A 22,737-nucleotide genomic window follows, 5' to 3' on the forward strand; every position below is an offset into this window, starting at 1 on the left:
TCCTTTTGGAGAGGCCGGGGGAGGCTTTCCTTTATGACTAAACACTATATCTACCAGACTGCCGATACTGTGATGTATGACAAGTTGAAGCAATATGCCAAGGAAAACAAGATGTTTTTGACAGATGCGGAGCGTGCTTTATGGGCTATACTGAAGTCAAAATCATTAGGATATAAGTTCCGCCAACAGCACATTATCGGTGACTATATCGCAGATTTCGTGTCACTTCACTATCATTTAATCATTGAAGTAGATGGCAAATACCATTTCAAAGGCGATCAACCCATTAATGATCAACTCCGAACCAACGACTTGAATCGTATGGGGTTCCAAGTGTTAAGGGTCACAAATGAAGAAGTTTTGCATGCACCTTTTCAGGTTATCAACAAAATAAAACAGGCAATTATGAATATAGAAAGTCGCTCTCGTCCCTCCAAGAAGGCGGGAATAGCGAAGTTGGAGGGGCAAATTAACCCTGAAAATAATGCTGTTAGTTCGGTCTCCCCTCCTTTCGGAGGGGCCGGGGGAGGCTTCTTGGGGGATAGGTTGCGCTTTTCCGAGGTAGAACGTAATGCTTGGACTGTCGATGCGGCTTGTTCGGGCAATCCGGGGCCAATGGAATATCAGGCTATCGACCTGCAAACGGGGGCGAGGGTGTTCCATTTCGGACCGATGCATGGTACAAACAATATCGGAGAATTCCTTGCCATCGTTCACGCTTTGGCTTTGCTTGACAAGCAGGGCGACCATAAAAAGGTGATTTACTCAGACAGTTACAACGCCATTCTGTGGGTGCATAATAAGAAATGTAAGACGAAATTGGCGCGAACCCCACAGACCGAAGCCCTCTATCAGATTGTGGAACGGGCTGAAAACTGGCTGCGTACGCACGAAATCCAGACACGCATCATCAAATGGGAAACCAAGAAATGGGGCGAGGTTCCTGCCGATTTCGGTCGGAAATAGCGTCCGTTCCCGACGAAAAAACTGATAGAACGAGCTATGCGAACGCATGTAGGGACGCACGGTTCGTGCGTCCGCTTCAATAATCATGTATATATGCTTTCATTCCCCTTGAGTGGACGCACGAGCCGTGCGTCCCTGCAACTTATATGGGCCATATTGATGCATAAAATGGCTGAGATTGTACCGTAATATGGCTGGAATTGCGCGGCTAAATGGCTGAGATTGAAACGCAAGATGGAAGGAACAGAAATGCACATGCGCCGAAATCAAAACGGGAGTTCGGTCAAAAGGCCATAAAAAAAAGTCGCAATCTCAATGGAGACTGCGACCTGATGACTACAAATTCTTGACTGAAATCAGCCAAGTTTACTGATATGAAGTGCCAAACCCGACTTGATGTTGGCTGCTTTATTGGCATGAATGATGTTGGTCTTGGCCAGCTTGTCAAGCATCTTCTGCACCACGGGATACAACTTAACTGCTTCATCCTTATCAGTTATTGCACGTAATTTGCGAACTGCATTACGCATGGTCTTAGCGTAATATCTATTGTGAAGCGTTCTGGTCTTTGTCTGACGGATTCTCTTTAATGCTGATTTGTGATTTGCCATCTTCTGTTTTCTCTTTTAATTGATCTGTAGTCCCTAGCAGAGTCGAACTGCTCTTTAGAGAATGAAAATCTCTCGTCCTAACCGATAGACGAAGGGACCATGATGCTAATTTTTGCGGGTGCAAAGTTAGGGCTTTTTTTCCGTCCTTCCAAACTTTTAGCGAATTATTTTCAATGACATGCCGTTTTTTCATGGATTTCAATTACCTTTGTTTTCAATGATAAAGACAAGGGCTATCGTGCTGCATGCATTCAAATTCGGCGAGAACAAACTGATGGTCGAGCTGTTCACAGAGGCGCAAGGACGCGTGACTTTCGCCTCACATCTATCGAAGTCGGCCAAAGCAAGGGTGAAGAAGCAATACTTTCAGCCCTTTTCCGTGCTCGACATCGAATATGATTATCGGCAGAAAACGACCATTCAGACCTTCAACAACGTGGCGATAGCCTACCCGTTGAGTTCGATTCCCTTTGAACCTTTCAAGCTTTCAATCTCGCTTTTTCTTGCCGAATTCACCACATATGCCACACATGGCGAGCAAACCAACGTGCCCCTCTTCGGCTATATCGCCTCAAGCATCGAATGGCTCGACCGATGTAGCACTGCTTTTTCCAATTTCCACCTTGTCTATATCGTTCATCTACTGCGCTTCCTTGGCTTCTATCCCAACCTTGAAGACTATACCGAGGGGTGCTATTTCGACCTTCGAAGTGGCTGTTATGCACCCATCATGCCTGCCCATCGCGACTTTTTGGCACCGCAGGATACGGCACTTATTGCGACCTTCTCACGCATGAACTATGCCAATATGCACCTTTTTAAAATGTCACATGCCGAACGTAACCGCTTCTGCGACCTCGTTTTGGATTACTATACGCTCCACTTGCCGAAGTTCCCTGAGCTGAAATCCCTCCGCGTGTTGCGCGAATTGTTTTAGAGAAAAGCCTTTCCGAGGGTTCAATAGACAACACCGAGGCTCACGCCCACCTGATATTTGCGGAGCTTATCGCTTCCATACTTCTTTGTTTCCAAGCTATCACACCACGCTTTGGCATAGAGTGTGGTCGCTGTTTTCTTGATGTTGACCGGTAAATCGCAGACGATATCGAAGTGACCAAAGAAATAATTGAGTTCATAATACTTCATGTCGGGCAGCAACACCTGCTTTGCATAGTCGGTTTGACTGTTGGCTAATGCGAGTTTACTACGTGTTGAGAAACTGTAACCGCTTGTCATGTTGACGCTTATCCTACCAAGTTTGCCACCAATTTCCAAGGCGGGATTGACGCTCTCATATTGAAACTCTGATGTATGGAGCAGATATTTATTGCTTACCGCCTTGTAATCAATTATTGCTCCCATGTAGAACCATTCTAAAGGAACCGTGTGTTTGCTTATGCGGTAGTGCAAACCAAGGTCCAAGACCGTTACTTGATACCGCTTTTTAAAGGAAAGTTGCGTTTCATAATGATAGGAATTGAGGCCTGTCTGCGGGTCGTTCGTGATGACAAGTTGCTGTCGGTATTCGTCGGCATAGCCCTCTTCGTAACGCGCTTTGAAGTCGATGCGTTGCGTAAAACCATTATTTGGAATCAGCGTTTGGCTCTTGAAGGCATATATATAATTGTAGTAATGGCCGGGACTGTACTTATATTGCCCCAAAACGCTCTCGCTTCCGCGTTGCAGGGTCACGCTGTTTAGGGTCTTCATGCCGCCCATCGGCGCATAACTCCATGAGAGTTCGGCCCCGAAATCATGGTTCACCCACTCCCGTTGAAAGTTGCTATAGCCACCGGTTGAGCCGTTTGCATTCTCAAGTCCCGTCATGAAGTAGTACTTCAGCGTTGCATCTTGCTGCACAGTTGTCAGTCCGTTGATCTTTTCCTTGCGTCGGTTGTACCATCCGGCAAGCCCTATGGCATGCTTGCCAAGCTGATAAACCGCTGAAGGAGTGAGCTTATAGTCGAGCAATTGCGCCCGCGAACGCGGGTCACGCAACCTACTCAGGTCGCCAAGGGCATAATCAAGGCGGGCTCCGAAGTGCCATTTTCCAAAGCTACTTGTGCCTATTGCAGCCGTGAGTTCCATGTCCTGATGGTCGTAACGCCCGGGAACAGACGAACCGGAAAAGTAAGGATTGCTGTTATAAGGGCGCATCACGTCGGCCCATGCACGGTCTTTCGTGCGACCATTGTTGAATGCGAAGCGGCCATAACCATAGAGATAGTTATTGATTTGCTGATGACTTTCGGTCGAGAATTGCAGGTTGTGGGTCGAAGTTCCCTCTTGTGCGCGGTAGAAATCGCCTCCCGTATAGCTGTAATCCAAGCCGGCCAAGCCCCGATTGGGCGTCTTGTCGAATTCCAATCCCGCTGTATTTGCGGTGTTATGCCACAGCAATTCGTTGTCGAGTTGGGCGTAGGTTCCGTGGTCCATCGGCTTTTGTTCTTGTGCAACGGCCGGAACGGCCATCAAAGCAAGTGATATTAACAGGTTCTTATTCATCATATTCGCGGATATTGATGGTTGTTGAAAGCTTGAAATCATTCAAAGAGTTGTTCGTATCCTGCAAGATGCGGTGCCCGTCCTTGCCTTTTCGCGTCGAAGTCTTGCGGTAAACCACTTCTCCGTTATAGCCATTAACGGCACTGATCGTGGCATATCCGCCGTCGATGTCATTGTAGAGGTGCTTCGTGGCGACGTCAGCTCCGCCGCTTTTGCTGTTGTATTTCAGGATATCCACGCCGTCGATGACATAGCGTTTGGGCACTGCCAGCCACAGACTGCCGTTGGTTTTGCCATAAGAATAAACCTTATCGAACTTCGTAACGTCCTTTTCTGTGCGGAAAATCACGACACCACAGGGGCCACTTTGCAGCAAATTCATGTTCGGTATCTTATCAAATGAAGAGAATTTCTGCTCTAATGCGGGCGTTGAAGGGTTGTTAACGATTCTCCCCGTGGGGAATTTCGCCTCGTAATCTGCCGTAAGTAGGTTGCGTTCCGTCGCCACTTTGGCCGTGTGGTCGATGGCACTGTTGGTGATGACAAGGCTTTCTCCCGGTTTCAACGCATGTGCTTTGTCGGCTGGAATGCGGAACACCTGCTTGCAAACCACGACACTATCGCTGAACTTCTCGTGCAGATTGTCGAGCGTATAGGCCGGGGTTGCATTGCTTTCCAACAGTCCGATGTAAAGCCCGGCCACGTTTATGGCCTTGTCACTTTGGTTATATAGCTCGATAAACTGGCCTGCCAAGTAGTTCTTTTTGTTGGCATCTTTTGAGCCGGCATAGTAGATTTTGCCGATGACCAACGAACGATTGATGGCCAAAACGGTTGGGAGTGCGATGGTTTCTTCGCCTTTGACGAGCCGGTTGTTGAGGTTTCCCGACACCACGGCGCCCTCGTTGACCACGTTGTCGCCCGTTGCGGCGGCATATTCGGCCTGCGTCAGTTCCCAAGATGCTGAGACGGTGTAGACATCGGGCACGATATTGCTGAACGAAGCCACCCCTTCGGCATCGGTGGTTGCTGTGAGTCGGTTGCCGTTTTGGGCCATGAGAACCACCGTCCGGCCCTCCAAACCGCTGTTGCTTGTGAACTCTTCGGGCAGTGTCAGCCTCACTTTGGCTGACACGGTCGTTGCTTCATCACTGTAATCCACGCATGATGCGAGACCGAAAGCCAGCATCATGGCACATAATGTCAGCCACTTTGATTTGAAGGAAAGGCTTTTGTTCTTGCCTGTTTGGCGATATTTATTCTTCATATTCCGTATGCTTGTTTTTGTTTTGTATCATTCTCAAAGTCTATTTGCAGTTAACTCCTTCCCTTTTCGGGTAGGGTTAGGGAGAGAGGCCCTCTATTACAGATTGAAATACAGCTCCACACCGTAACTGAAACTTCCCGTGTTGCGTTGCACGAGCGTCGATGTGGTGTTTCCTTTCAGGTAAGGTTCGTAGTAAATCAGGTTATTCACGTAGAGACTCAAGCCACCCAATTTGCCAAGTTCCTTGGTAAGGCGCCCCGAAAGGTTCCATGTTATCGGTGTTTTCACGGGCACTGCATCGCTGGCCTTGATGGTCATATCGCTCAATTTGATGTGGTTTACAGCCGGAGTCGTGGCATAATAGTTGCCTTGCATGTCGAGATAGCCGCGCATCATGTCGGCCGTAATCTCGTGATAGGCCAAATCCTGCGTGATGAAACCAATGGGGTTCTTCGTCGCCGTATAGTCAAATTGGTAGTCATACCAAATAGCTTGCGCCGTGAACGAGGCTACCATGCGCAGTCGGGGAATGTTGGTCACGAGACGAAGTGTGTTGATGAAGCGACGATATGTATTCTTATCGAGTCCCGAAGGATAGACAAGTTTATAGGGAGTCAGCCCGTATGACGCGTATTCCGTGGGCAGAAAGGCCGACGGAACACTGCGGCTGTTGAGCCCATTGTCCCACGTTTGCGTCTCAGAATAGGCGCCGCTGAAGAACAAAGAGGTGTTGATAGGCTTGATGACGCCAAGATCGAAGTCGAGTTCGAGGCCCTTATTGACCGTCACATTGTCGTTGCCTACGCCGCCAACCGACATGAATACCACGTCACGACGGGCGGGATTGCCGAGGTCGACCATGGTCTGATGGCCCATACTTGGCGTGAGTCCGTGCGTCAGGTCGTAGAAATTGCTCTCATAGGTGGTGTAGCTGGTGAGTGCACTGAAGCCGTTCGGTGTTTTGTCGCGATAGGCCAAGAAGCTCAACTTGCGGTTTCCGGACAGTTTAAAGTCGAGTCCCAGCTCTATCTTCGTGGTCGTTGCATTCTTCACCCGGTTGTTATCGACGTGAACGGCCTGCGTGTGATACATCAAAAGCTGCCCCGCCAGGTTGTTTTGCGGCATATAATTGGCCGCAACCCTGTCGTCATACTTCACGTCGGGATAGAGATAATCAAGCCCGGGTGCCTTACTGTTGAGACCGATTCCGCCGCGAATATCGAGCCATTCCGCTGCCGTGAACTGCAAATTGAGGCGCGGCGAGAGGGCTGTCGTGGCCACATGGCCGAACGGTTGCTGGCTCGTGAAGCGCAAACCGAGGTTGGCCCGCAGGCGATTCACCTTGTTCATGGCCCACGAAAAGTTGTCTTCTGCGTAGGCAGAAAGCTGATGCAGCGCGGGGACATCGCTGAAAGCGCGGGGCCGTCCGTTGCTGTTGGGCGTATAGGGAAGTCGGTCATCGGCGTTGTAATAGCCGCGTCCGCTGTTCCAGTTGAGCCGGTATTCAGCACCAAGTTTGAAACTTTGGTGCGTCTTTCCGGCCTTCAAGAAGAAGTTGTCATTTACTTTTACGAAGAAATTCCCCGGCCGGCTCTCGGTAATTCCCGTGGCCAAGTAGCTCTGAGTGGCCCAAGGCACGAGGTAATAGCCCGACTCCCGCGCCGTAAGAATGGGCAGCAAGCCCGAGCTGACAGGCACGATACGGCTGTTGCGCGTGTCGAGTTTCGAGGCAGTTATGCCAAGTGTATAAGACAAGGTGCGCATCATGGGCATGTTAAAGCTGATGCGTCCGTTGTGCGTCAGGCCGAACGTGTAATTCTTATCGCTGTTTTCCGTGCCGTCATTCACGGCATCCGGGTCCTTTCCATTCCAGTCGTTGGCATAGAGAAGACGTAGTTTCGTGTCGGTGTGCCACCGTTTCGAGAAGTCCAATCCATAGCCCATGTTGAGCGTGTAACGCCCATACGAGCGCGTTTTCTGTCGAGGGTCGCCCCAAGCCTTGGCGTAATCGAAGTTAAAATTCACTATCCCGGTCTTCCATTTAAAACCTTTCCCGAGCGAATAGTTCTGCAATGCGGGGTTAATCTTGCCCTTGAACTGCCACGGAGTGACCCCCGCTTTGGAGTGAACGATGACAAGTCCGCTCGTCAAATCGCCGTATTCGGCCGACGGAATGCCCCGTATCACCTCCACATTCTCGATATTGTCGGCACTGATTTGGCGTAGGTCAGTACCCGCAAAGGCCGTACTTGAGAAGCCTCCTTGCGTCATTGTGGCGTTGTTCGACATGGGCATTCCGTCCACAATGATGCTCGATCCGAAGGCACTTGTATTATTGTTGACCAGCGTTCTCAGCTGAAGATTGTGCTGTTGTGTCAGGTCTTGGTTGCCCATCTTGCTGCCCGGAAGCAGCTGCATGACGTCGGCAAGCGACGAAGCCTGCAAATGGTCGATGGCCTGACGGCCGATAACGCTCGTCGTAGAGGCCCCCGATGACTTGCGTTGTGCCGTAACCACCACCTCTTTCAAAGCCAACGAAGAAGGCGTCATCACGGCTTTAAGGTCCAAATCGCGGTCTACTTCCACCGTAGTTTGGTATTTCTCGAACCCCACGTAGCTGATTTCCAGCGTGTATTTTCCCCGCGGGACATTCGCGAAAACGGCCTTTCCGTCGATGTTGGTCACGGTGTATGCGCCCAAAGGTTGGAGGTAACAGCTGGCCATCATGATGCTTTCGCCCGACCCTTTCTCTGAAACCGTGAGCCTCACGGCATAGTGTTCGCCCCCGGTTTTGGGCTGTGCAGATGCCGTTGCTGCAACCATGACGTTGAGCAACAGCAGCAATCGTGCAATTCCTTTCTTCATGTTATCTGTCTGAATTTGATTTCAAAAGCTCTTGTTTCTACCTATTCATCGTGCCGCAAAGGTATTAAAAGAACTTAAAAGCGGTAATACCTAAGCCTTGGTATTTTAGTTTCGGAGGCCGAAACAGCCGAGGTTGCAGCCTTTTATCAGGTATGTGGCATCGGCAGAACCGCATCTTTTCGCTATGAGATACGGATTGTTTTCTCATGAGATGCGGTTCGTTTTGGTTTATCACCATGGTGAGAAGACCTTATCACCGTGGTGATAAGACTTTATCTCCATGGTGATAAGGTTGTTTCTCCATGGAGATAACGCGATTACTCCTATTGCTCTTGACGTTGCGTCCTATTGCTCTTGACTGTTTCTCCTATAGCTCTTGATGGTTCTTCCTATTGCTCTTGATGTTCTTTCCTATATTTCATGATGCTCCTTCCTGTTGTTCGTGACATTGGAAACCTGCCTTGGCTCTCTCGAAAGGGGGAGAATGAAGTTGCAAGTAGTCGGGACGCCTCGCCTTCGGAGGGACTGGGGGAGGTTTCTATGACCGGCCGGGGCAGCAAAGGACACGAACGAAAAAGGCCAACCTCGTGGGAGGTTGGCCGATAAGGGGCGGAGGCAGGTGCCTGCGGTTATGCTTACGGTTGCGGATAGCCGGGGTTCTGCTTCCAAGAAGTGTTCAGGTTAAGCGTCTTGTGATGGAGCGGGAAGATGCGACGTGTCTTTTCGAAGTTCGCATTCGGGTTGCTTCTGTAGTGCGGGAAGAACTCGTCTTCGAAGTGTCCGAAGCGAATCATGTCGTTGCGGCGCCAGTTTTCGTTCATAAACTCGCGGCCGCGCTCTTCGTAGATGTCCTGTAAGGTGGGCACATGTGTGAGCAATGGGGCATGGACATAGGCGCGGATTTGATTGAACAGGGCTTGGGCTGTTGCGCCGGCTGTGCCTTTTCTGACGAGTGCCTCGGCCTTTGTGAGGAGGATGTCGGCGTAGCGGAAGATGGGAAGGTCGTTGCTTTGGTTGCGGCCGTTCTTGTAATCGTCGTCGATGACGAAGAACTTCACGGAGCGATAGCCCTGCCGCCAGCCTTCAAGGTCGTCGCCGACGTCGAGGTTTTTCCAGTCGAGCGTGGTGTGGGCTGCGTCGGTATAGCGCAACGTGATGCTCTTTGTGAGGACCAACGGATTGCCTGCTCGGTCTTTTGCCAGCTGACTTGTGGGGAGCAACGTGGTGGGGTCGTAGACGTAGACCTGCCCGCCGATGACGCAGTTGTTGCGCTCGTCGCCGGGAAGCGAGAAGAGATTGGCGAACTCGGGGGTCATGGTCATGTAGGCACCGCCCGAGTTTGAGAGCTTCATTCCATAGTAAGAGGGGTTCAGGCTCTTGATGTCTTTGTAGGAATTGGCACGGCCGTACTGCATGCCCTGTGCGGTATAGGTGTCGTAGGGCATGGCGTAGATGAAGTCTTCGACGTTGAGCGCGCTGTTATTGGGGCCGAACTTGAAGCGGTAGGGCATGGAGCCGAGGTTGAACTTTCCGCTGTTGATGAGCTCGTCGCACACGCTGATGCAGGCGTCGAGCTTCTCGTTCACGGCCGTTGCCGCGTCGTATTGGTCGACCGAAGCAGCCGTATAGACGGCCCAGTTGATGTAGAGCTTGGCCAAGAGTGCCTGCGCCATGTACTTGTTGGGCTTGCCGTAGTTCTCTCCGCCCACTTCGGTTGAGAGCCGGGGAATGATGTCGAGCAGTTCTTTCTCGATGTAACGGGCCACATCGGCGCGTGGCTGGCGGTCGCGAATGTCGATGCCTTCGACCGTGGGGTCGATGATTGGCGCGTCTCCCCAGCAATCCATCATGATGAACTCGAAGTAGGCGCGCATGGCCCGGGCCGGGGTTTTGTATTTATCATCGGCATTACTGGTGATGACTTCGTTGGCTTTGACACAGCCTTCGCCAAGAACCTTCATCCAGTCGATGGTGTTGTCTTCGTAAGTAAAGTTGTGCAGACTGGGATGGGAGTAAGCTCCCGCGTCGATCCAGCCTCCCGAATAGGAGACGGCAGTCTGTTCGTCGCTCGACAGGCTCATCGCTTCGTAATAACGGCGGCCGAGCATATCGCGCAACTGGTTGTAGATGCCGGCCATCTTGGCCTCGATTGCAATCTTACTGTTTGGATAATGGGTGTATTGCGACTTTACGGGCACGTCCAAGTCCGTGCAACTCGTTGCAAACGCGACCATGCCGGCCGCAACCATAAGCTTTATGTTTGTTTTCATCTTAGAATTCCTTTCGTTATATTAGAAGTTCAGCTTCGCACCCACCATGAAAGTGCGCGTGTGGGGATAGTTGCTCCAACGGTAATCCACGCCGGGATCGATGCCGCCGAGGTTCACTTCGGGGTCGAGTCCCTTGTAGCCGGTGAGCGTAAAGACGTTGTTGCAGGTCATGTAGAGCTGCAACGACTGCAGCCACCCGTTGAAGTGGCGGAAGGTATAGCCCAAGGTGAGGCTCTGCAGGCGCAGGTAATCGCCCTTTTCGAGGAAGCGGGTGGACGGCACATTCGAATAGGTATCGGTGTAAGGACGGTCATAAATATATTCCTTCAATACGTTTCTGCCACCCGAGAATACGTCGGGAGCCGTGTAATGTGCCCGCGATCCGTTGTAAATCTTGTTGCCGAAGACACCCGTGAAGAACATCGTCAGCGACCAATTCTTGTAGTTCAGGGTGTTGTTCCAGCCGAGGTTCAATTTCGGTTGCGCGTTGCCTACGACCGTCCGGTCCTTATATACGGGGGTTGTCGTGACCTCTCCTGTGCGCTCGTTGGTCTTTGCGTCGTGCACATAGTAAGTGGCTTTGCCTGCATCATTGTAGCCGGCGAATTCATACATGTAGAACGTACCGATGGGTTGTCCCTCCATGACACGCTGCGTGTAGCCGTTTGCCGACACACCGGCCACCATCGGGTCGCCTTGCTCGAAGACGTCCGTGTGGTATTTCTCGTTGGACAGTCTGTCCACCTTGTTGCTGTTGTGGGCGAGGTTCAGCGTCGTGTTCCATTCAAAGTCCTTGGTTTTCACGGGAATGGCATTGAGCGTGAACTCCACGCCCTTGTTGGTGATTTCTCCGACGTTGGCCTGAATGGTGCCAAACGGGTAGATGAACGACGAAACAGGGTAGGCCCAAATCAGGTCTTTGGTCTTCTTGTGATAGAACTCCAGCGAACCGTTGAGCCATCCGCCAAGGACTGCGTAGTCGATACCGAGGTTGAACATGCCCGTTGTCTCCCACTTCAGGTCTTCATTGGCCAATTTCGTGGCACCCAACGACACATAGGTCACGCCATTGCTTTGGAAATAGGAGCCGGTTGCACCATACGTGGCCACGGCCGAGTAGGCTCCGAAGCCCAAGGCATTGCCACTGACACCGTAACCGAGGCGGAGTTTCAGGTTAGAAAAGATGCTTTGGTTTTTCATGAAAGCCTCTTCGGTGATGTTCCATGCTGCACTCACCGAGGGGAAAGTGCCCCAACGGTGGTCTTTACCGAACACGGAAGAGCCGTCACGACGCAGGGTTGCCTGAAGCATATAGCGGCTGTTGAACGAATACCCCGCACGTCCATAGAACGAAATATTGCGTACCGTCTCCTTCGTTCCGCTGTTCACGGCCTTCATTCCGTCTATTTGTCCGGCGTAAGTGAGGTTATTCCATTTCAGCGTGTCATCGAAGAAGTTGTGCACGGAGAGCCCGAAGCCATCGTTGCTGTTGCGCTCTTCCCACGAATAACCGGCCATCAGGGAGAGCTTGTGCACCTTGTTGAAGGTCTTGTCGTAGTTGGCATAGGTTTCAAAAGTCTGCGAATTGCCGAAGTAGGTGTTGCGGTCGGCCTTGCCATAATAGGCACTCAGGCCCGGCAACTGCGAGTTGTGCGAGTCGTATGCACTGTAAGTGTGTTGGAAGTTGTCGTAGGAATAGTTCATGTTCAGGAGCAAGCCGTCGATGATGTGCAGGGTTGCCTTGCCGATGAACTGATTGCGCTTCCAAAAGGTCTCGGAAGTGTCTTCTGAGATGAGCGACATCGGGTTGAAGTTATGCGAGCCCGAGCCCCAAGTCCAGTTGCCGTTGGCATCGGTCACCTCGTTTGTCGGGTTAAAATAGTTCATTGCATCGAGCACCGAGGCCCCTTCGTTGTCCATCTTCACGCCGCGGTGCATGCCATACATCATGTTGGCACCGACAGAAAGGTCGAGCCGGTCTTTCAAGACCTTGGTCGAAAGCAGCGAACGAACGTTCAGGCGATACATGTTGCTGCCTTTGATGACACCTTCGCGGTTCATATAGTTCACGCTGCCCATGTAGTTGGTCTTCTTCGACCCGCCGTTGATGGCAACATTGTGGTTGTGGCTGAAGCCCGTGCGCAGCACTTCTTGCTGCCAATCGGTGTCTCCGCCACCGTCATAAGCATAGCTGAGCCCGTTCTTGGTAACGAAATCGCGAATGTCTTGTGCCGAAGCTACGTCCAAAGTCTTCGATATTCGGTCGAAACCTACATAGCCGTTGTAGCTCACATTCGTGCGTTCGCCACCGTTCTTTCCGCTCTTTGTGGTGATGATGATGACGCCATTGGCAGCTTTCGAACCGTAGATTGCCGTAGCCGTTGCGTCGCGTAGCACGTCGATGCTCTCGATATCGTCGGGCGCAACCATAGATATGTCTACGCCGGGAATGCCGTCTACCACATAATAGGGCTGCATGGCCGCACCACTACGCAGCGATGAGGCCCCTCGCAGCGTGATGCTCGGACTTCCGTTCGGGTCGCCTGTGGAGGTAACCACCAGACCTGCGACCTTACCTTGCAGCATATTGGCTGCATCGGTGAAGACTCCTTTATTAAGGTCGTCCGACTTGATGGTCGTAATGGACGAAGTAACGTCTTTACGGCGCATCGTTCCGTAGCCAACCACGACCACTTCGTTCAGTGTCTTGTTGTCTTCTTCGAGCACGACCATTGTCTTATCGCCTGCCCTGACTTCCTTCGGGTTGAAACCCACGTAGGAAATCTTCAAACGTGCCCCGGGTTTCACGTTCAGCGTGTAGTTACCGTTGATGTCGGTAACGGTTCCGTTGCTCGTTCCCACTTCAACCACGCTCACACCTATCAGCGGTTCGCCCCCGGAATCCTTGACGGTGCCCGTGACTTTGCTTTGTGCGAATGCGATGGTACCGATAAACAGAAGCACGACCGCAGCGACAATACGCTTGCAGTTGCTTCGAAATGAATCTTGTACGTTGTGCATAATTGTTAGTTATTAAGTTATAAATATGTTGGTTTCAACGTTTTCACATGCCGAACACGTCCAATCGGCAGTCAGTGACGTTCTCCGTGGCCACCAATTGCCCCCGGTTATTAAAGAAGGATGTGTCGCGACACGGACGAAGGTCGGCCACATTGGTCTTGAAACCGACTTTCAGTCGCACGTTATAGAAGTAAACATGGCTCACTTTTCCCGGCTCATCGCCACCCACAAAACAGCCGTTCTCACTCGTGGCTGTGATGTTATTGAAGAAAATGCGCTCCACCTTGCCGCACCTTCCCTGCGTTTCGCCCTTCGGAAAACGCCAGTTTGCATCTTTATGATTGCCGTTTGCACGCGGATAAGCGGTCACATAAATGGGCTCGGCCTTGCCCCACCACACGTCACTCCACAGGCGAAGGTCCATCTGAATGTTGCTGAATGTGACGTCACTCACGGTTCCTTCGTCGCGATTCTGAATGCCCAAGCCACGGTTACTGCCCGTGATGATGCAGTTGTCAAAGCTCACATGATGAATGGAATCCATGTTCTCGCTGCCGATTTTGATGGCACACGAGCGTGAACGCATCACACAATTGGTAACGACAATATCGTGGCAACTGCCATATTCGGCAAACTCGCGCCGGTTTTTCAGGCAGATGCAATCGTCACCCGACGTGATGTAACAGTTCGAAATGCGTATGTTGCGCGAATGGTCGAGGTCTATTCCGTCGCCATTCCTTATTTTCAAGTTGTTCAAAAGCTGAATACCATCAATCACGGCTCCGTCACATCCGACAAGATGCACCGTCCAATAAGCCCCTTCTTTAATGGTGACATCACGAATAGTGAGGTGTCTTACGTCGACAAGCGTCAGCACATGGGGTCGCGGATCAAACGTCGTGACGGGCTTCAAATCGTAACTGTCCGCGAGTTCACGACCCATGAAGCGAATGCCATTGCCATGGATTGTGCCCTTACCCGTGACGGATAGGTTCACGGCATGCTTGGCCCAAAGCCACAACATACCCTCGCCTTGATTCTCGCCAAAGGCACTCAGCCGATAGATATGCGTGTCGGGGCGGGCTTTCAGCACGGCCGTTGCCTCCAAATGCAGGTCGATGTTCGACTTCAGTTCTATGGGACCGGCCATGAATTCATGCCTTCCCGGAAGCACCACCCGACCGCCTCCTTCGGCCGAACAGCGGTCGATAGCCCGCTGAATGGCCGCAGCATCATCGGTGATGCCGTCGCCTTTCGCTCCGAATGCCATCACATTATAGGTCTGTGCATGCAGTGTCAGTACCGACAGCAGTGCAATTGCCAGCATGTTTCGTCTAAGATGCATTATAGGTTTAGTTGATTGTTCAGACCACAAAGATAGTTTTTTTTGAAACATTCGTCATTTTTTACACAAAAAAGTGTCGCTCGGCCACTTTTAACGGTTGAATTTGGCACGGTGGAAGGATAATTGGGGGAGGATAAGCGGCTCGTTACCGACAATCCACGCTGTGGTTTTTGGTCCATGTCACACTTGTTCCCAATCCATTAGATTTCCCCTGCGTCTTAATATCTTCCAAAATAAAGGATAAAATGCCGGAAAATCATTATCTTTGTCAGCGTTATGACACCGAAAGAATATGCTTTTGACGCGGTAAACCTGCTGAAAACGCTCATCAAAACACCGTCTGTCAGCCGTGAAGAACAGGCTGCGGCCGACATCGTTTCCCATGCTATTGAAAGCTTAGGCCTTGCAGTTCGGCGCGAAGGAAACAATATTTGGGCCCTCGATCCGGGCTTTATTGCCTCGCGACCCACGCTGCTTCTCAATGCGCATCTCGACACCGTGAAACCCGTCAGTACGTGGCATCGCGACCCGTTCACGCCCGTTTTGGAGGGCGAAAAGCTCTACGGTTTGGGCAGCAACGACTGTGGTGGCGGATTGGTTTCGCTGCTTCAGGTGTTCCGTCACTATGCTTTTCGGCCGCGAAACTTCAACCTTGTCTATCTTGCTTCGGCCGAAGAGGAAGTCTCGGGCAGCAATGGCATCAGCCTTGCCCTGCCGCTTTTGCCCCCGATCTCGGTGGCCGTCGTGGGCGAACCCACGGGAATGCAGCCTGCTATTGCCGAGAGAGGGCTCATGGTGCTCGACCTTATTGCCCACGGAAAGAGCGGTCATGCGGCACGAAACGAGGGCATCAATGCCATTAACGAGGCGCTCGACGACCTCGTGTGGCTGCGCGATTACCGCTTCGAACGGGTAAGTGAGTTGCTCGGACCGGTGAAAATGACGGTCACAGTGGTTCATTCCGGCACGCAACATAACGTGATTCCCGACCGCTTAACGGCCCTTATTGATGTGCGAACCAACGAACTTTACCGCAATGAAGAGGTGTTTGAGGCCATTCAAAAGCACTGTCGGAGCGAGGTCAAAGCCCATTCCTTCCGACTTCATTCCTCGCATATCGACCCCGAACATCCGCTCGTGCGCCGTTGCATCCGCATGGGAATGACACCCTTCGGCAGCCCCACTTTGAGTGACCAAGCCCTCATGTCGTTCCCCTCTTTCAAGCTCGGACCGGGACAGTCTGCCCGTTCTCATTCGGCCGACGAGTTCATTCTAATCTCCGAAATCGAGCAGGCCATCACGCAATATATCGCATTGTTGGACGGCATTTCCTTTTGACAGGCCTGCAAGGACAGCCTCGTCAAGAGCCCGACGCTTATTTTCTGCGGATATTCCACATCGGTGTCTCGCCTCCACCAATGAGAACATCGATGTTGGCCCCGTTCTTCTTTTCGATGACATCCCATGCACGGAGCTGTATAAACTGTGCCGGAGAGAGGTTCAGTTCGGTCATATACGCCTTGTCGGCCACTGCTTTGTTGCGCTCGGCCTTGGCTCTTGCCAGCTCCATCTCGGCACGTTTCTCCTGCGTTTGCTTGGCTTGAATGCTCGCAGCGGTCTTGTTCATCTCCTCCAACTGCTCTTTATTGGGCATCACCCGGTCGGTAATGACCTGCTGAATGTCTATCGGAAAGTTGGCTTTTCGCGACAATGAGGCGACATACTGGCGCATCGACTGCTTGATTCTATTGTCGAATTCGGCCAGAACTTCGCGATTACTCATCAGATCGAAGGGCGAACAGGAAGACACATACTCGCGAACTTTATTGCGAAAATAGGGCTCTATGAAGTTTTCGAACCATTGTTCGCCATAGTTTCTCAGCAAATCAGGGGTCTGACCCTTCTTCACTTGAATAATCATATACATGTTTACATCGAGCGGTGTGTTGTCGTTTGACAGCAAATCATCAAACTGAAACTGCATTTTCTGGGGCAGAATATTGAAATACACGGCTGTGGTCGTGGGCGCAATCAGCGTGATGGCGTTCACAGGTTCATCGTCAACGCGTGTATTGCCAAAGAAGATAGGCTTCATTTTCAAGGCCGCTTCCTCGTCATAAGAGGGGTTTACGAATGAAAAGAAGAAGATGCTCACGATGAGAATGCCTGCGAGTGCCATCGCCGGCAGCCATAGTTTCTTAGGGATATTCATGTTGTATAAAATCAAGTCGTTACTTCCTTCACGTTGGTTGCTGGGTTTTTGTTGCATATTCATAGGGGATAAGCTGTTGATATTGGTTTTCTTTTCATGTTAGCGGCTGCGGTTCGTCTCCGCATCTTCCTGCAAATATAATGATTTCTCACAACATCTGCAACGATTTCCCGCAAAACCGTGTTTTTCCTTTTTAGCCTGATAAATCCTTTGTTCCTCAATCGGTCATTTTAGAAAAGGATAATGGTACGATTGCCAATGACGAATGGGGGATTAAACACCGTTTTTTTCGACCGTTTTTTTGCCTGATTTTTTGTTCAAATATCGTGTAAATTAATGTTAAACAATAAAAAGTTTAAATTAATTAACAAATGGAAAGCTTGATAATCAGTTGGTTATGTTTCTAAAGAACAAAGAACAAGAAAAAAGAAAGACGAAGAAAAAGAAGTAGAAAGCGTCGCCGTCGTCGCCGTTTCTCCTCAAGAAAGTTTTTATTTTCGTCGCCGTCGGCATTTCTGCTTTTGTGCTTAAAAAGCATTGCGGGTCATATCGGTCAAAAAAAATCCGCGAAAGTCTTGCAATCGCTTGCAGAATTTTGTATCTTTGCATGCAGACGGAACCGAAAAACATTTTCTTGGGGTCGCATGCAATGTCGGTCGGGGGAAACAAGGCAGCGCAAGCGAGCCAATAGGGCTGAGATAGCAAACTTAAATGGCTGAATTTGCAGCGTAAAATGGCTGAGATTACGTTGCAAAATGGCTGAAACAATGCTGCGAAATGACTGATATTGCACAGTCGGTGAACGGCTGAACTCGCACCAAGGTCGCCGGACAGTACGGCCACGCCACAAAATTGCAGCAAGATGGGCGGTTTATTTGTGCCCAAAAACACCGATGTAGAAAAGAACACCAAGAACAACAACCGCAAGACAGACCGTCATGGTGAAGACCGAAGCCACGGAATGCTCGCTGATGAGCCTCAATAGGGGTGCCCAATGAATGTTTGCCATCAGTAGATTTTGCATGATGAGAAGACAAAGATAGCAAAAAAGATAGAAACTCTTGCCTATTCGCCCCTTTTACACTATCTTTGCAGAAGATAGGCTACACTCGGCAATCCGAAAGCAAGCTTTCTTGCACTCGTTTGCACTATCTTTGCAGCAACGCAACAAGCATCATGGCAGAAGATTTCGACATAAGAGAAGAAACGCTATCCACGGCCGAAAAGGAATTTGAGAACGCGCTTCGACCGCTGAGATTCAAGGATTTCAACGGACAGAAAAATGTGGTTGAGAACCTTGAAATATTCGTCGAAGCAGCAAAATACCGCGGCGAACCCCTCGACCACACACTGCTTTACGGTCCGCCGGGGCTGGGGAAAACCACGTTGAGCAACATCATTGCCAACGAACTCGGTGTGGGTTTCAAGATTACCAGCGGTCCCGTGCTCGACAAACCGGGCGACCTTGCGGGCATATTGACCTCACTCGAACCCAATGATGTGCTCTTTATCGATGAGATTCATCGCCTTTCTCCCGTCGTGGAAGAGTATCTTTACTCCGCCATGGAGGACTATCGCATCGACATTATGATTGACAAAGGCCCCTCGGCACGGTCGATTCAACTTGATTTGAACCCCTTTACGCTTGTCGGAGCCACAACACGTAGTGGCATGCTTACGGCTCCTTTGCGAGCTCGTTTCGGCATCAATATGCACTTGGAATACTATGATCCCGAAACATTGAAGCGCATTATCCGACGCTCGGCCATGCTTTTAAAAGTGCCGGTCGAGGAGGATGCTGCCATAGAAATCAGCAGACGGAGCCGCGGAACGCCCCGTATTGCCAACGCATTGCTGCGCCGTGTGCGTGATTTTGCACAGGTAAAGGGCAACGGAACCATCACGAATGAGATTGCACACATCGGACTTCAGTCGCTCAACATCGATCAATACGGACTCGATGAGATTGATAATAAAATCCTACTCACGATTATCGATAAGTTCAGAGGGGGGCCTGTGGGCGTCAGTACCATTGCAACAGCCATCGGAGAAGATGCCGGTACCGTCGAAGAAGTCTACGAACCGTTCCTCATCATGGAGGGTTTCATCAAGCGAACCCCACGCGGTCGCATGGCAACCCCATTGGCCTACGAACATCTTGGCCGTAATTCTTATGCGGGAAACGTGATGCAGCCCGACTTGTTTGAGCAATAAAAGCCCCCAAAAAGCCTCTCCCCCAACCCCTCGCCAAAGAGGGAGGGGAGTAAAAAGCCTTGGGAATTGGAGACTGATAGGCTAAATCTGAATACTATTCAGCATATGTAGGGCGATAATTTTATGGGTCATAGAATATAATATATCTGTATATAAATGATAATACACATGTAAATGACTCACAGTAGTGGATATAAGAGGAAAACATATCACTCCCCTCGCTCTTCGGAGAGGGGTGGGGGTGAGGCTTTTCCTTGCATTTTTCAATCTAATTGCGTAACTTGCGCAACGTAAAATCCGCAATATCACTGAAATGAAGACCATCAATAACCCCTTTATCACCTATGGATACAAAGGTAGCCGCTACTTTTGTGACCGCGAGAACGAGAGCCGTCAGCTTATCGAAGCACTGCAGAACGAGCGCAATGTGACCCTGATTGCACCGCGACGCGTGGGGAAGACGGGCCTCATCAAGCATGTTTTCGATCAGATAGAGCGGCAAGACAAGCACGCAAAATGCTTTTATATCGACATTTTCGCTACGAAAAACCTCGAACAGATGGTGCAACTCATGGCGCGAAACATTCTCGGAAGGCTCGACACTACGTCGCAATCGGCGCTCAAAAGACTGCAAGCGTTCTTCGGAAGCCTGCGCCCCACGGTGAGTTTCGACCAACTTACCGGGCTTCCCACGGTGTCTCTTGATATCCGACCCAATGAAGAAGCGCAGACCCTGAAGCGTATTTTCGACTATATGCAGCAGTCGAACCACCGCTGTTACGTGGCCATTGACGAGTTTCAACAGATACTTTCCTACAATCATCAAGGCATCGAGGCCACCTTGCGCTCGTATATTCAGTTCCTACCCAATGTTTATTTCATCTTTGCGGGCAGCATGCAGCACCTCATGGAAGAGATGTTCACCTCGGCCAACCGCCCGTTTTTCCAGAGTTCGCAAATCATGTTGCTCCGTAATGTGCCTGCCGAGAAATACCTTTCCTTTGCCAATCGCTTTCTAAAAGCACAGAAACGGACCGTCAGCAAAGCCGATTTTGATTACCTATATCATAAGGTAGACGGCATCACATGGTATGTCCAAGCCATCTTGAACCGGGCTTATCAATACCAAGAAACGGCGATTTCGGCCGATTTCATCGATAAAATCATCTATGAACTCGTCAACGAACAAGAGTCAGTCTACGAAAATTACTATGCTTCGCTGACCGAAATACAAGCCAAACTCATTGCTGCTGTGGCCAAGGAGGATATTGTTGCGGCCCCACTTGCCCACGAATTCATTGCCAAATATGGGTTGAAGGCCACGAGTTCGGTGCGCACGGCCCTGAATGCACTCATCGATCGGCAGTTCATCTACCGCAAACCCGAAGGTTTTATGGTCTATGACAGGTTCTTCGGCCTGTGGCTTGCGCGGTTATAGAAGCCTCACCCCAGCCCCTTTCCAAGGAGAGGGGAGTAAATCGTCTGCAAATCGTAGTTTTAAATGACTGTAACGCGTATGAAAAAAATGTTTTATAGTCTGGCAATGATAGGGTTGTTCTTTGTCAGTAGTTGTGGTTCAATTCAGCAAAGTGAGGGAATAGGGAAGGCCGATTCTATTCATGTGGAATACTGTGGAATGGGAGGAACAACACGATATGTCATTGATCACAGCGACACGCTCACGATATTGCATGGCGTTTTCTTTCATGATACCCTTGGGAACGATTGCCCTCATCTCTTTGAACCTGTCAGAAAGGTTGCTCCTAACGATATTCCGGTCATTCAACGATTGGCGCGTCAGCTCTTTGTTGAATGCTCAAAGCCAGATACTTTGTGGACAAAACCCTACAAATATGGTAGTACTGACTGGCCCATTCTCTCCGTTCATGTGTTTAAGAAAGGGAAGGAAAAGGTTTATTATTACGAAACCGGCGAGGAAAAAGATGGCATTGTCTATTCTACGTCAGTGCAAATCAAATTTTCTCCGGCCTTCCTTGAATTCACACATCGGCTGAACAAGAGCTTTCAACCATGAGACTGCAAGAACAACGGCCTTGGCCGGTCCGTCTCTTCAACAATCTTGCCAACTGATTTTCCCCATTTTGCGCACCAATTTTGCCATGATGGGTATGTAGGGACGCACGGTCCGTGCGTCCGCTCAAGCTGAATTGCAAGCAAGTATGCAGGAGTGTCGGGGTGGACGCACGAGCCGTGCGTCCCTACATGCCACGCAACAATCAACTTGTTCACCCGTATATTCGTCAACTGTCAACTATAACATGAGTGGACGTACGAGCCGTACGTCCCTACATGCATTCAACTGAAAATCAACGGCTTGCAGCCTGCATTTCAATCTCACTCATTTTAGCGTGCAAAATAGGTGAGATTAGCGTCTAATAGGGCTGAGATTACGCGGTGAAATGGGCGAGATTGGACAATCAACCCACTACCATCACAGTGTTCAGGCGCAGATAATCTTCGCTAAGGTAGAGGAAACCACCGAAACGGTTGGCCGTTCCCCATGCGTTCTTCGCGATAAAATAGCGTCGGCCCTGCTTGTCGTGGGCCAATCCCACGAGTTCAAGGGCGTGGTCGTCGGTAGTTTGCAGGCTTTCGAAGGCTTGTTGGCGTTGTTGTTGCGTGACAGGATGCCCTACTTCGGCCGTTCCGGCAGCGAAATCGAAGCCGGGCGAGGTGATATCGCCCTCCCAATAGACGGCTCTTCCGCTGCGCAAGCGATCCACAATGAACTGCATCAGCGTGTCGAGTGGCAGGTTGAGCACGCGGTCGGCATTGAGATTGTCGGGCACTTCGAGCACGAATTGGGTGCCAAAAGCATGGTGGGTGAAACTCGTTATGGCCTGATATTCACCGCTACGGCACACACTATGTGCGAATTCCCGGGGCGTATAGTCGGCCCCAAGCATGTGAACTTGCTTGCCGGGAAGGTAACCTATGGCAGCATCGAGAATGGCATTGGCCCTTTGATCGAGGGCCGTAAGTGAACGAGATGCGCGTGCGGCCTGCTCCAATCGGCGGACAATGACGTTGTAGTTGGCTGATTCGGCATGATAGGAGTCGTAGGGGCAGGCGCCATAAATCTCCAGCAAGGCGAGCAGACGGGTGCCCATGCCACGCAGGTTGATGGGGCTTGTGCCGCGCGACAGGTAATAACGGCGCACACTCTCGGTGAGCAAGCAGCGTGCCATGTAGTCGATGCTCAGGTTGACCGAGTCACCTTGCATCAGATGATTGGTCTCGATGGTGGCCAACATGGCGTAGGCCCAGCAGAGCGGACTGCGGTCTTGCTGCTTCACGGGCGTGGTTTTGAGCAGCAAGTCCGTCGTGAACGGGTTGCCGGTTGCGCTTTCCAAGTGGCCCGCTTCGGCCTTCCGGGGTCGCGAACAGGCCGAAACGAGCAGGCAGGCGCCTATCGAGAGGACAAGAATTTTCTTCATATC

General features: G+C 50.8%; 16 protein-coding genes. 7 read left to right on the forward strand and 9 right to left on the reverse strand.

Annotated features, from left to right (window positions below):
• Window positions 1-33 precede the first annotated feature (33 nt).
• Window positions 34-966: a DUF559 domain-containing protein gene (locus H164_RS0105255; RefSeq protein ID WP_019967646.1), complete on the forward strand. Its 933-nt coding sequence runs from the start codon at window positions 34-36 to the stop codon at window positions 964-966.
• A 356-nt stretch (window positions 967-1,322) separates the two neighbouring features.
• Here the strand turns inward: H164_RS0105255 and rpsT are convergent, their stop codons facing one another.
• Entirely contained in the window at window positions 1,323-1,577 is a 255-nt protein-coding gene (gene rpsT / locus H164_RS0105260; RefSeq protein ID WP_008564396.1) for a 30S ribosomal protein S20, read from the reverse strand.
• A 217-nt stretch (window positions 1,578-1,794) separates the two neighbouring features.
• On the opposite strand from rpsT, the gene recO reads away from it, so the two are divergent.
• Window positions 1,795-2,514: a DNA repair protein RecO gene (gene recO / locus H164_RS0105265; protein WP_008564397.1), complete on the forward strand. Its 720-nt coding sequence runs from the start codon at window positions 1,795-1,797 to the stop codon at window positions 2,512-2,514.
• 20 nt (window positions 2,515-2,534) lie between these two features.
• Here recO and H164_RS0105270 read toward each other — a convergent pair whose 3' ends face one another.
• From H164_RS0105270 to H164_RS0105300, 6 genes are all read right to left on the reverse strand, one after another.
• Window positions 2,535-4,085 carry a DUF6850 family outer membrane beta-barrel protein gene (locus tag H164_RS0105270; RefSeq protein WP_019967650.1) on the reverse strand — a complete coding sequence of 517 codons (1,551 nt, stop codon included), beginning with the start codon at window positions 4,083-4,085 and terminating at the stop codon, window positions 2,535-2,537.
• A complete protein-coding gene (locus H164_RS0105275; RefSeq protein ID WP_019967651.1) occupies window positions 4,075-5,349 on the reverse strand; it encodes a DUF4876 domain-containing protein in 1,275 nt (424 codons plus the stop codon). The genes H164_RS0105270 and H164_RS0105275 overlap by 11 nt, the downstream gene beginning before the upstream one ends.
• Window positions 5,350-5,445: 96 nt before the next feature.
• On the reverse strand, window positions 5,446-8,214 hold the full coding sequence (locus H164_RS0105280) for a TonB-dependent receptor (RefSeq protein ID WP_019967652.1): 2,769 nt from the start codon (window positions 8,212-8,214) through the stop codon (window positions 5,446-5,448).
• A 635-nt stretch (window positions 8,215-8,849) separates the two neighbouring features.
• Window positions 8,850-10,484, reverse strand: coding sequence for a RagB/SusD family nutrient uptake outer membrane protein (locus H164_RS0105290; protein ID WP_019967653.1), 1,635 nt, complete (start codon window positions 10,482-10,484; stop codon window positions 8,850-8,852).
• Window positions 10,485-10,505: 21 nt separating this feature from the next.
• Complete coding sequence (locus H164_RS0105295) at window positions 10,506-13,505, reverse strand: SusC/RagA family TonB-linked outer membrane protein (RefSeq protein WP_019967654.1); 3,000 nt, start codon at window positions 13,503-13,505, stop codon at window positions 10,506-10,508.
• Window positions 13,506-13,548: 43 nt separating this feature from the next.
• The gene (locus H164_RS0105300; RefSeq protein WP_019967655.1) at window positions 13,549-14,850 is read right to left on the reverse strand and encodes a glycoside hydrolase family 28 protein; all 1,302 of its coding nucleotides are present in this window, start codon (window positions 14,848-14,850) and stop codon (window positions 13,549-13,551) included.
• 276 nt (window positions 14,851-15,126) lie between these two features.
• On the opposite strand from H164_RS0105300, the gene H164_RS0105305 reads away from it, so the two are divergent.
• Window positions 15,127-16,188, forward strand: a complete 1,062-nt coding sequence (locus tag H164_RS0105305) for a M20 family metallo-hydrolase (RefSeq protein WP_019967656.1) — start codon at window positions 15,127-15,129, stop codon at window positions 16,186-16,188.
• A gap of 37 nt (window positions 16,189-16,225) precedes the next feature.
• Here the strand turns inward: H164_RS0105305 and H164_RS0105310 are convergent, their stop codons facing one another.
• Window positions 16,226-17,125 carry an SPFH domain-containing protein gene (locus H164_RS0105310; protein WP_019967657.1) on the reverse strand — a complete coding sequence of 300 codons (900 nt, stop codon included), beginning with the start codon at window positions 17,123-17,125 and terminating at the stop codon, window positions 16,226-16,228.
• 799 nt (window positions 17,126-17,924) lie between these two features.
• On the opposite strand from H164_RS0105310, the gene H164_RS16055 reads away from it, so the two are divergent.
• The 4 genes from H164_RS16055 (at window position 17,925) to H164_RS0105335 (ending at window position 21,311) form a co-directional block, all read left to right on the forward strand.
• On the forward strand, window positions 17,925-18,047 hold the full coding sequence (locus tag H164_RS16055; RefSeq protein ID WP_019967659.1) for a hypothetical protein: 123 nt from the start codon (window positions 17,925-17,927) through the stop codon (window positions 18,045-18,047).
• 191 nt (window positions 18,048-18,238) lie between these two features.
• Complete coding sequence (gene ruvB, locus H164_RS0105325) at window positions 18,239-19,276, forward strand: Holliday junction branch migration DNA helicase RuvB (RefSeq protein ID WP_008564408.1); 1,038 nt, start codon at window positions 18,239-18,241, stop codon at window positions 19,274-19,276.
• Window positions 19,277-19,589: 313 nt separating this feature from the next.
• Window positions 19,590-20,714 carry an AAA family ATPase gene (locus tag H164_RS0105330; protein WP_019967660.1) on the forward strand — a complete coding sequence of 375 codons (1,125 nt, stop codon included), beginning with the start codon at window positions 19,590-19,592 and terminating at the stop codon, window positions 20,712-20,714.
• A 78-nt stretch (window positions 20,715-20,792) separates the two neighbouring features.
• Complete coding sequence (locus H164_RS0105335; protein ID WP_025829633.1) at window positions 20,793-21,311, forward strand: hypothetical protein; 519 nt, start codon at window positions 20,793-20,795, stop codon at window positions 21,309-21,311.
• Window positions 21,312-21,714: 403 nt separating this feature from the next.
• Here the strand turns inward: H164_RS0105335 and H164_RS0105340 are convergent, their stop codons facing one another.
• Entirely contained in the window at window positions 21,715-22,734 is a 1,020-nt protein-coding gene (locus H164_RS0105340; RefSeq protein ID WP_019967662.1) for a C1 family peptidase, read from the reverse strand.
• Between the last annotated feature and the right edge of the window lie 3 nt (window positions 22,735-22,737).

Origin of the sequence: Segatella maculosa DSM 19339 = JCM 15638 (assembly GCF_000382385.1) — a bacterium.
GTDB classification, from domain to species: Bacteria; Bacteroidota; Bacteroidia; order Bacteroidales; family Bacteroidaceae; genus Prevotella; species Prevotella maculosa.

Excerpts from the sequence above, each read along its gene's own strand:
- H164_RS0105255 (WP_019967646.1), top strand. The coding sequence starts at position 34 with ATGACTAAACACTATATCTACCAGACTGCCGATACTGTGATGTATGAC.
- rpsT (WP_008564396.1), bottom strand. The coding sequence starts at position 1,577 with ATGGCAAATCACAAATCAGCATTAAAGAGAATCCGTCAGACAAAGACC.
- recO (WP_008564397.1), top strand. The coding sequence starts at position 1,795 with ATGATAAAGACAAGGGCTATCGTGCTGCATGCATTCAAATTCGGCGAG.
- H164_RS0105270 (WP_019967650.1), bottom strand. The coding sequence starts at position 4,085 with ATGATGAATAAGAACCTGTTAATATCACTTGCTTTGATGGCCGTTCCG.
- H164_RS0105275 (WP_019967651.1), bottom strand. The coding sequence starts at position 5,349 with ATGAAGAATAAATATCGCCAAACAGGCAAGAACAAAAGCCTTTCCTTC.
- H164_RS0105280 (WP_019967652.1), bottom strand. The coding sequence starts at position 8,214 with ATGAAGAAAGGAATTGCACGATTGCTGCTGTTGCTCAACGTCATGGTT.
- H164_RS0105290 (WP_019967653.1), bottom strand. The coding sequence starts at position 10,484 with ATGAAAACAAACATAAAGCTTATGGTTGCGGCCGGCATGGTCGCGTTT.
- H164_RS0105295 (WP_019967654.1), bottom strand. The coding sequence starts at position 13,505 with ATGCACAACGTACAAGATTCATTTCGAAGCAACTGCAAGCGTATTGTC.
- H164_RS0105300 (WP_019967655.1), bottom strand. The coding sequence starts at position 14,850 with ATGCATCTTAGACGAAACATGCTGGCAATTGCACTGCTGTCGGTACTG.
- H164_RS0105305 (WP_019967656.1), top strand. The coding sequence starts at position 15,127 with ATGACACCGAAAGAATATGCTTTTGACGCGGTAAACCTGCTGAAAACG.
- H164_RS0105310 (WP_019967657.1), bottom strand. The coding sequence starts at position 17,125 with ATGAATATGCAACAAAAACCCAGCAACCAACGTGAAGGAAGTAACGAC.
- H164_RS16055 (WP_019967659.1), top strand. The coding sequence starts at position 17,925 with ATGGGCGGTTTATTTGTGCCCAAAAACACCGATGTAGAAAAGAACACC.
- ruvB (WP_008564408.1), top strand. The coding sequence starts at position 18,239 with ATGGCAGAAGATTTCGACATAAGAGAAGAAACGCTATCCACGGCCGAA.
- H164_RS0105330 (WP_019967660.1), top strand. The coding sequence starts at position 19,590 with ATGAAGACCATCAATAACCCCTTTATCACCTATGGATACAAAGGTAGC.
- H164_RS0105335 (WP_025829633.1), top strand. The coding sequence starts at position 20,793 with ATGAAAAAAATGTTTTATAGTCTGGCAATGATAGGGTTGTTCTTTGTC.
- H164_RS0105340 (WP_019967662.1), bottom strand. The coding sequence starts at position 22,734 with ATGAAGAAAATTCTTGTCCTCTCGATAGGCGCCTGCCTGCTCGTTTCG.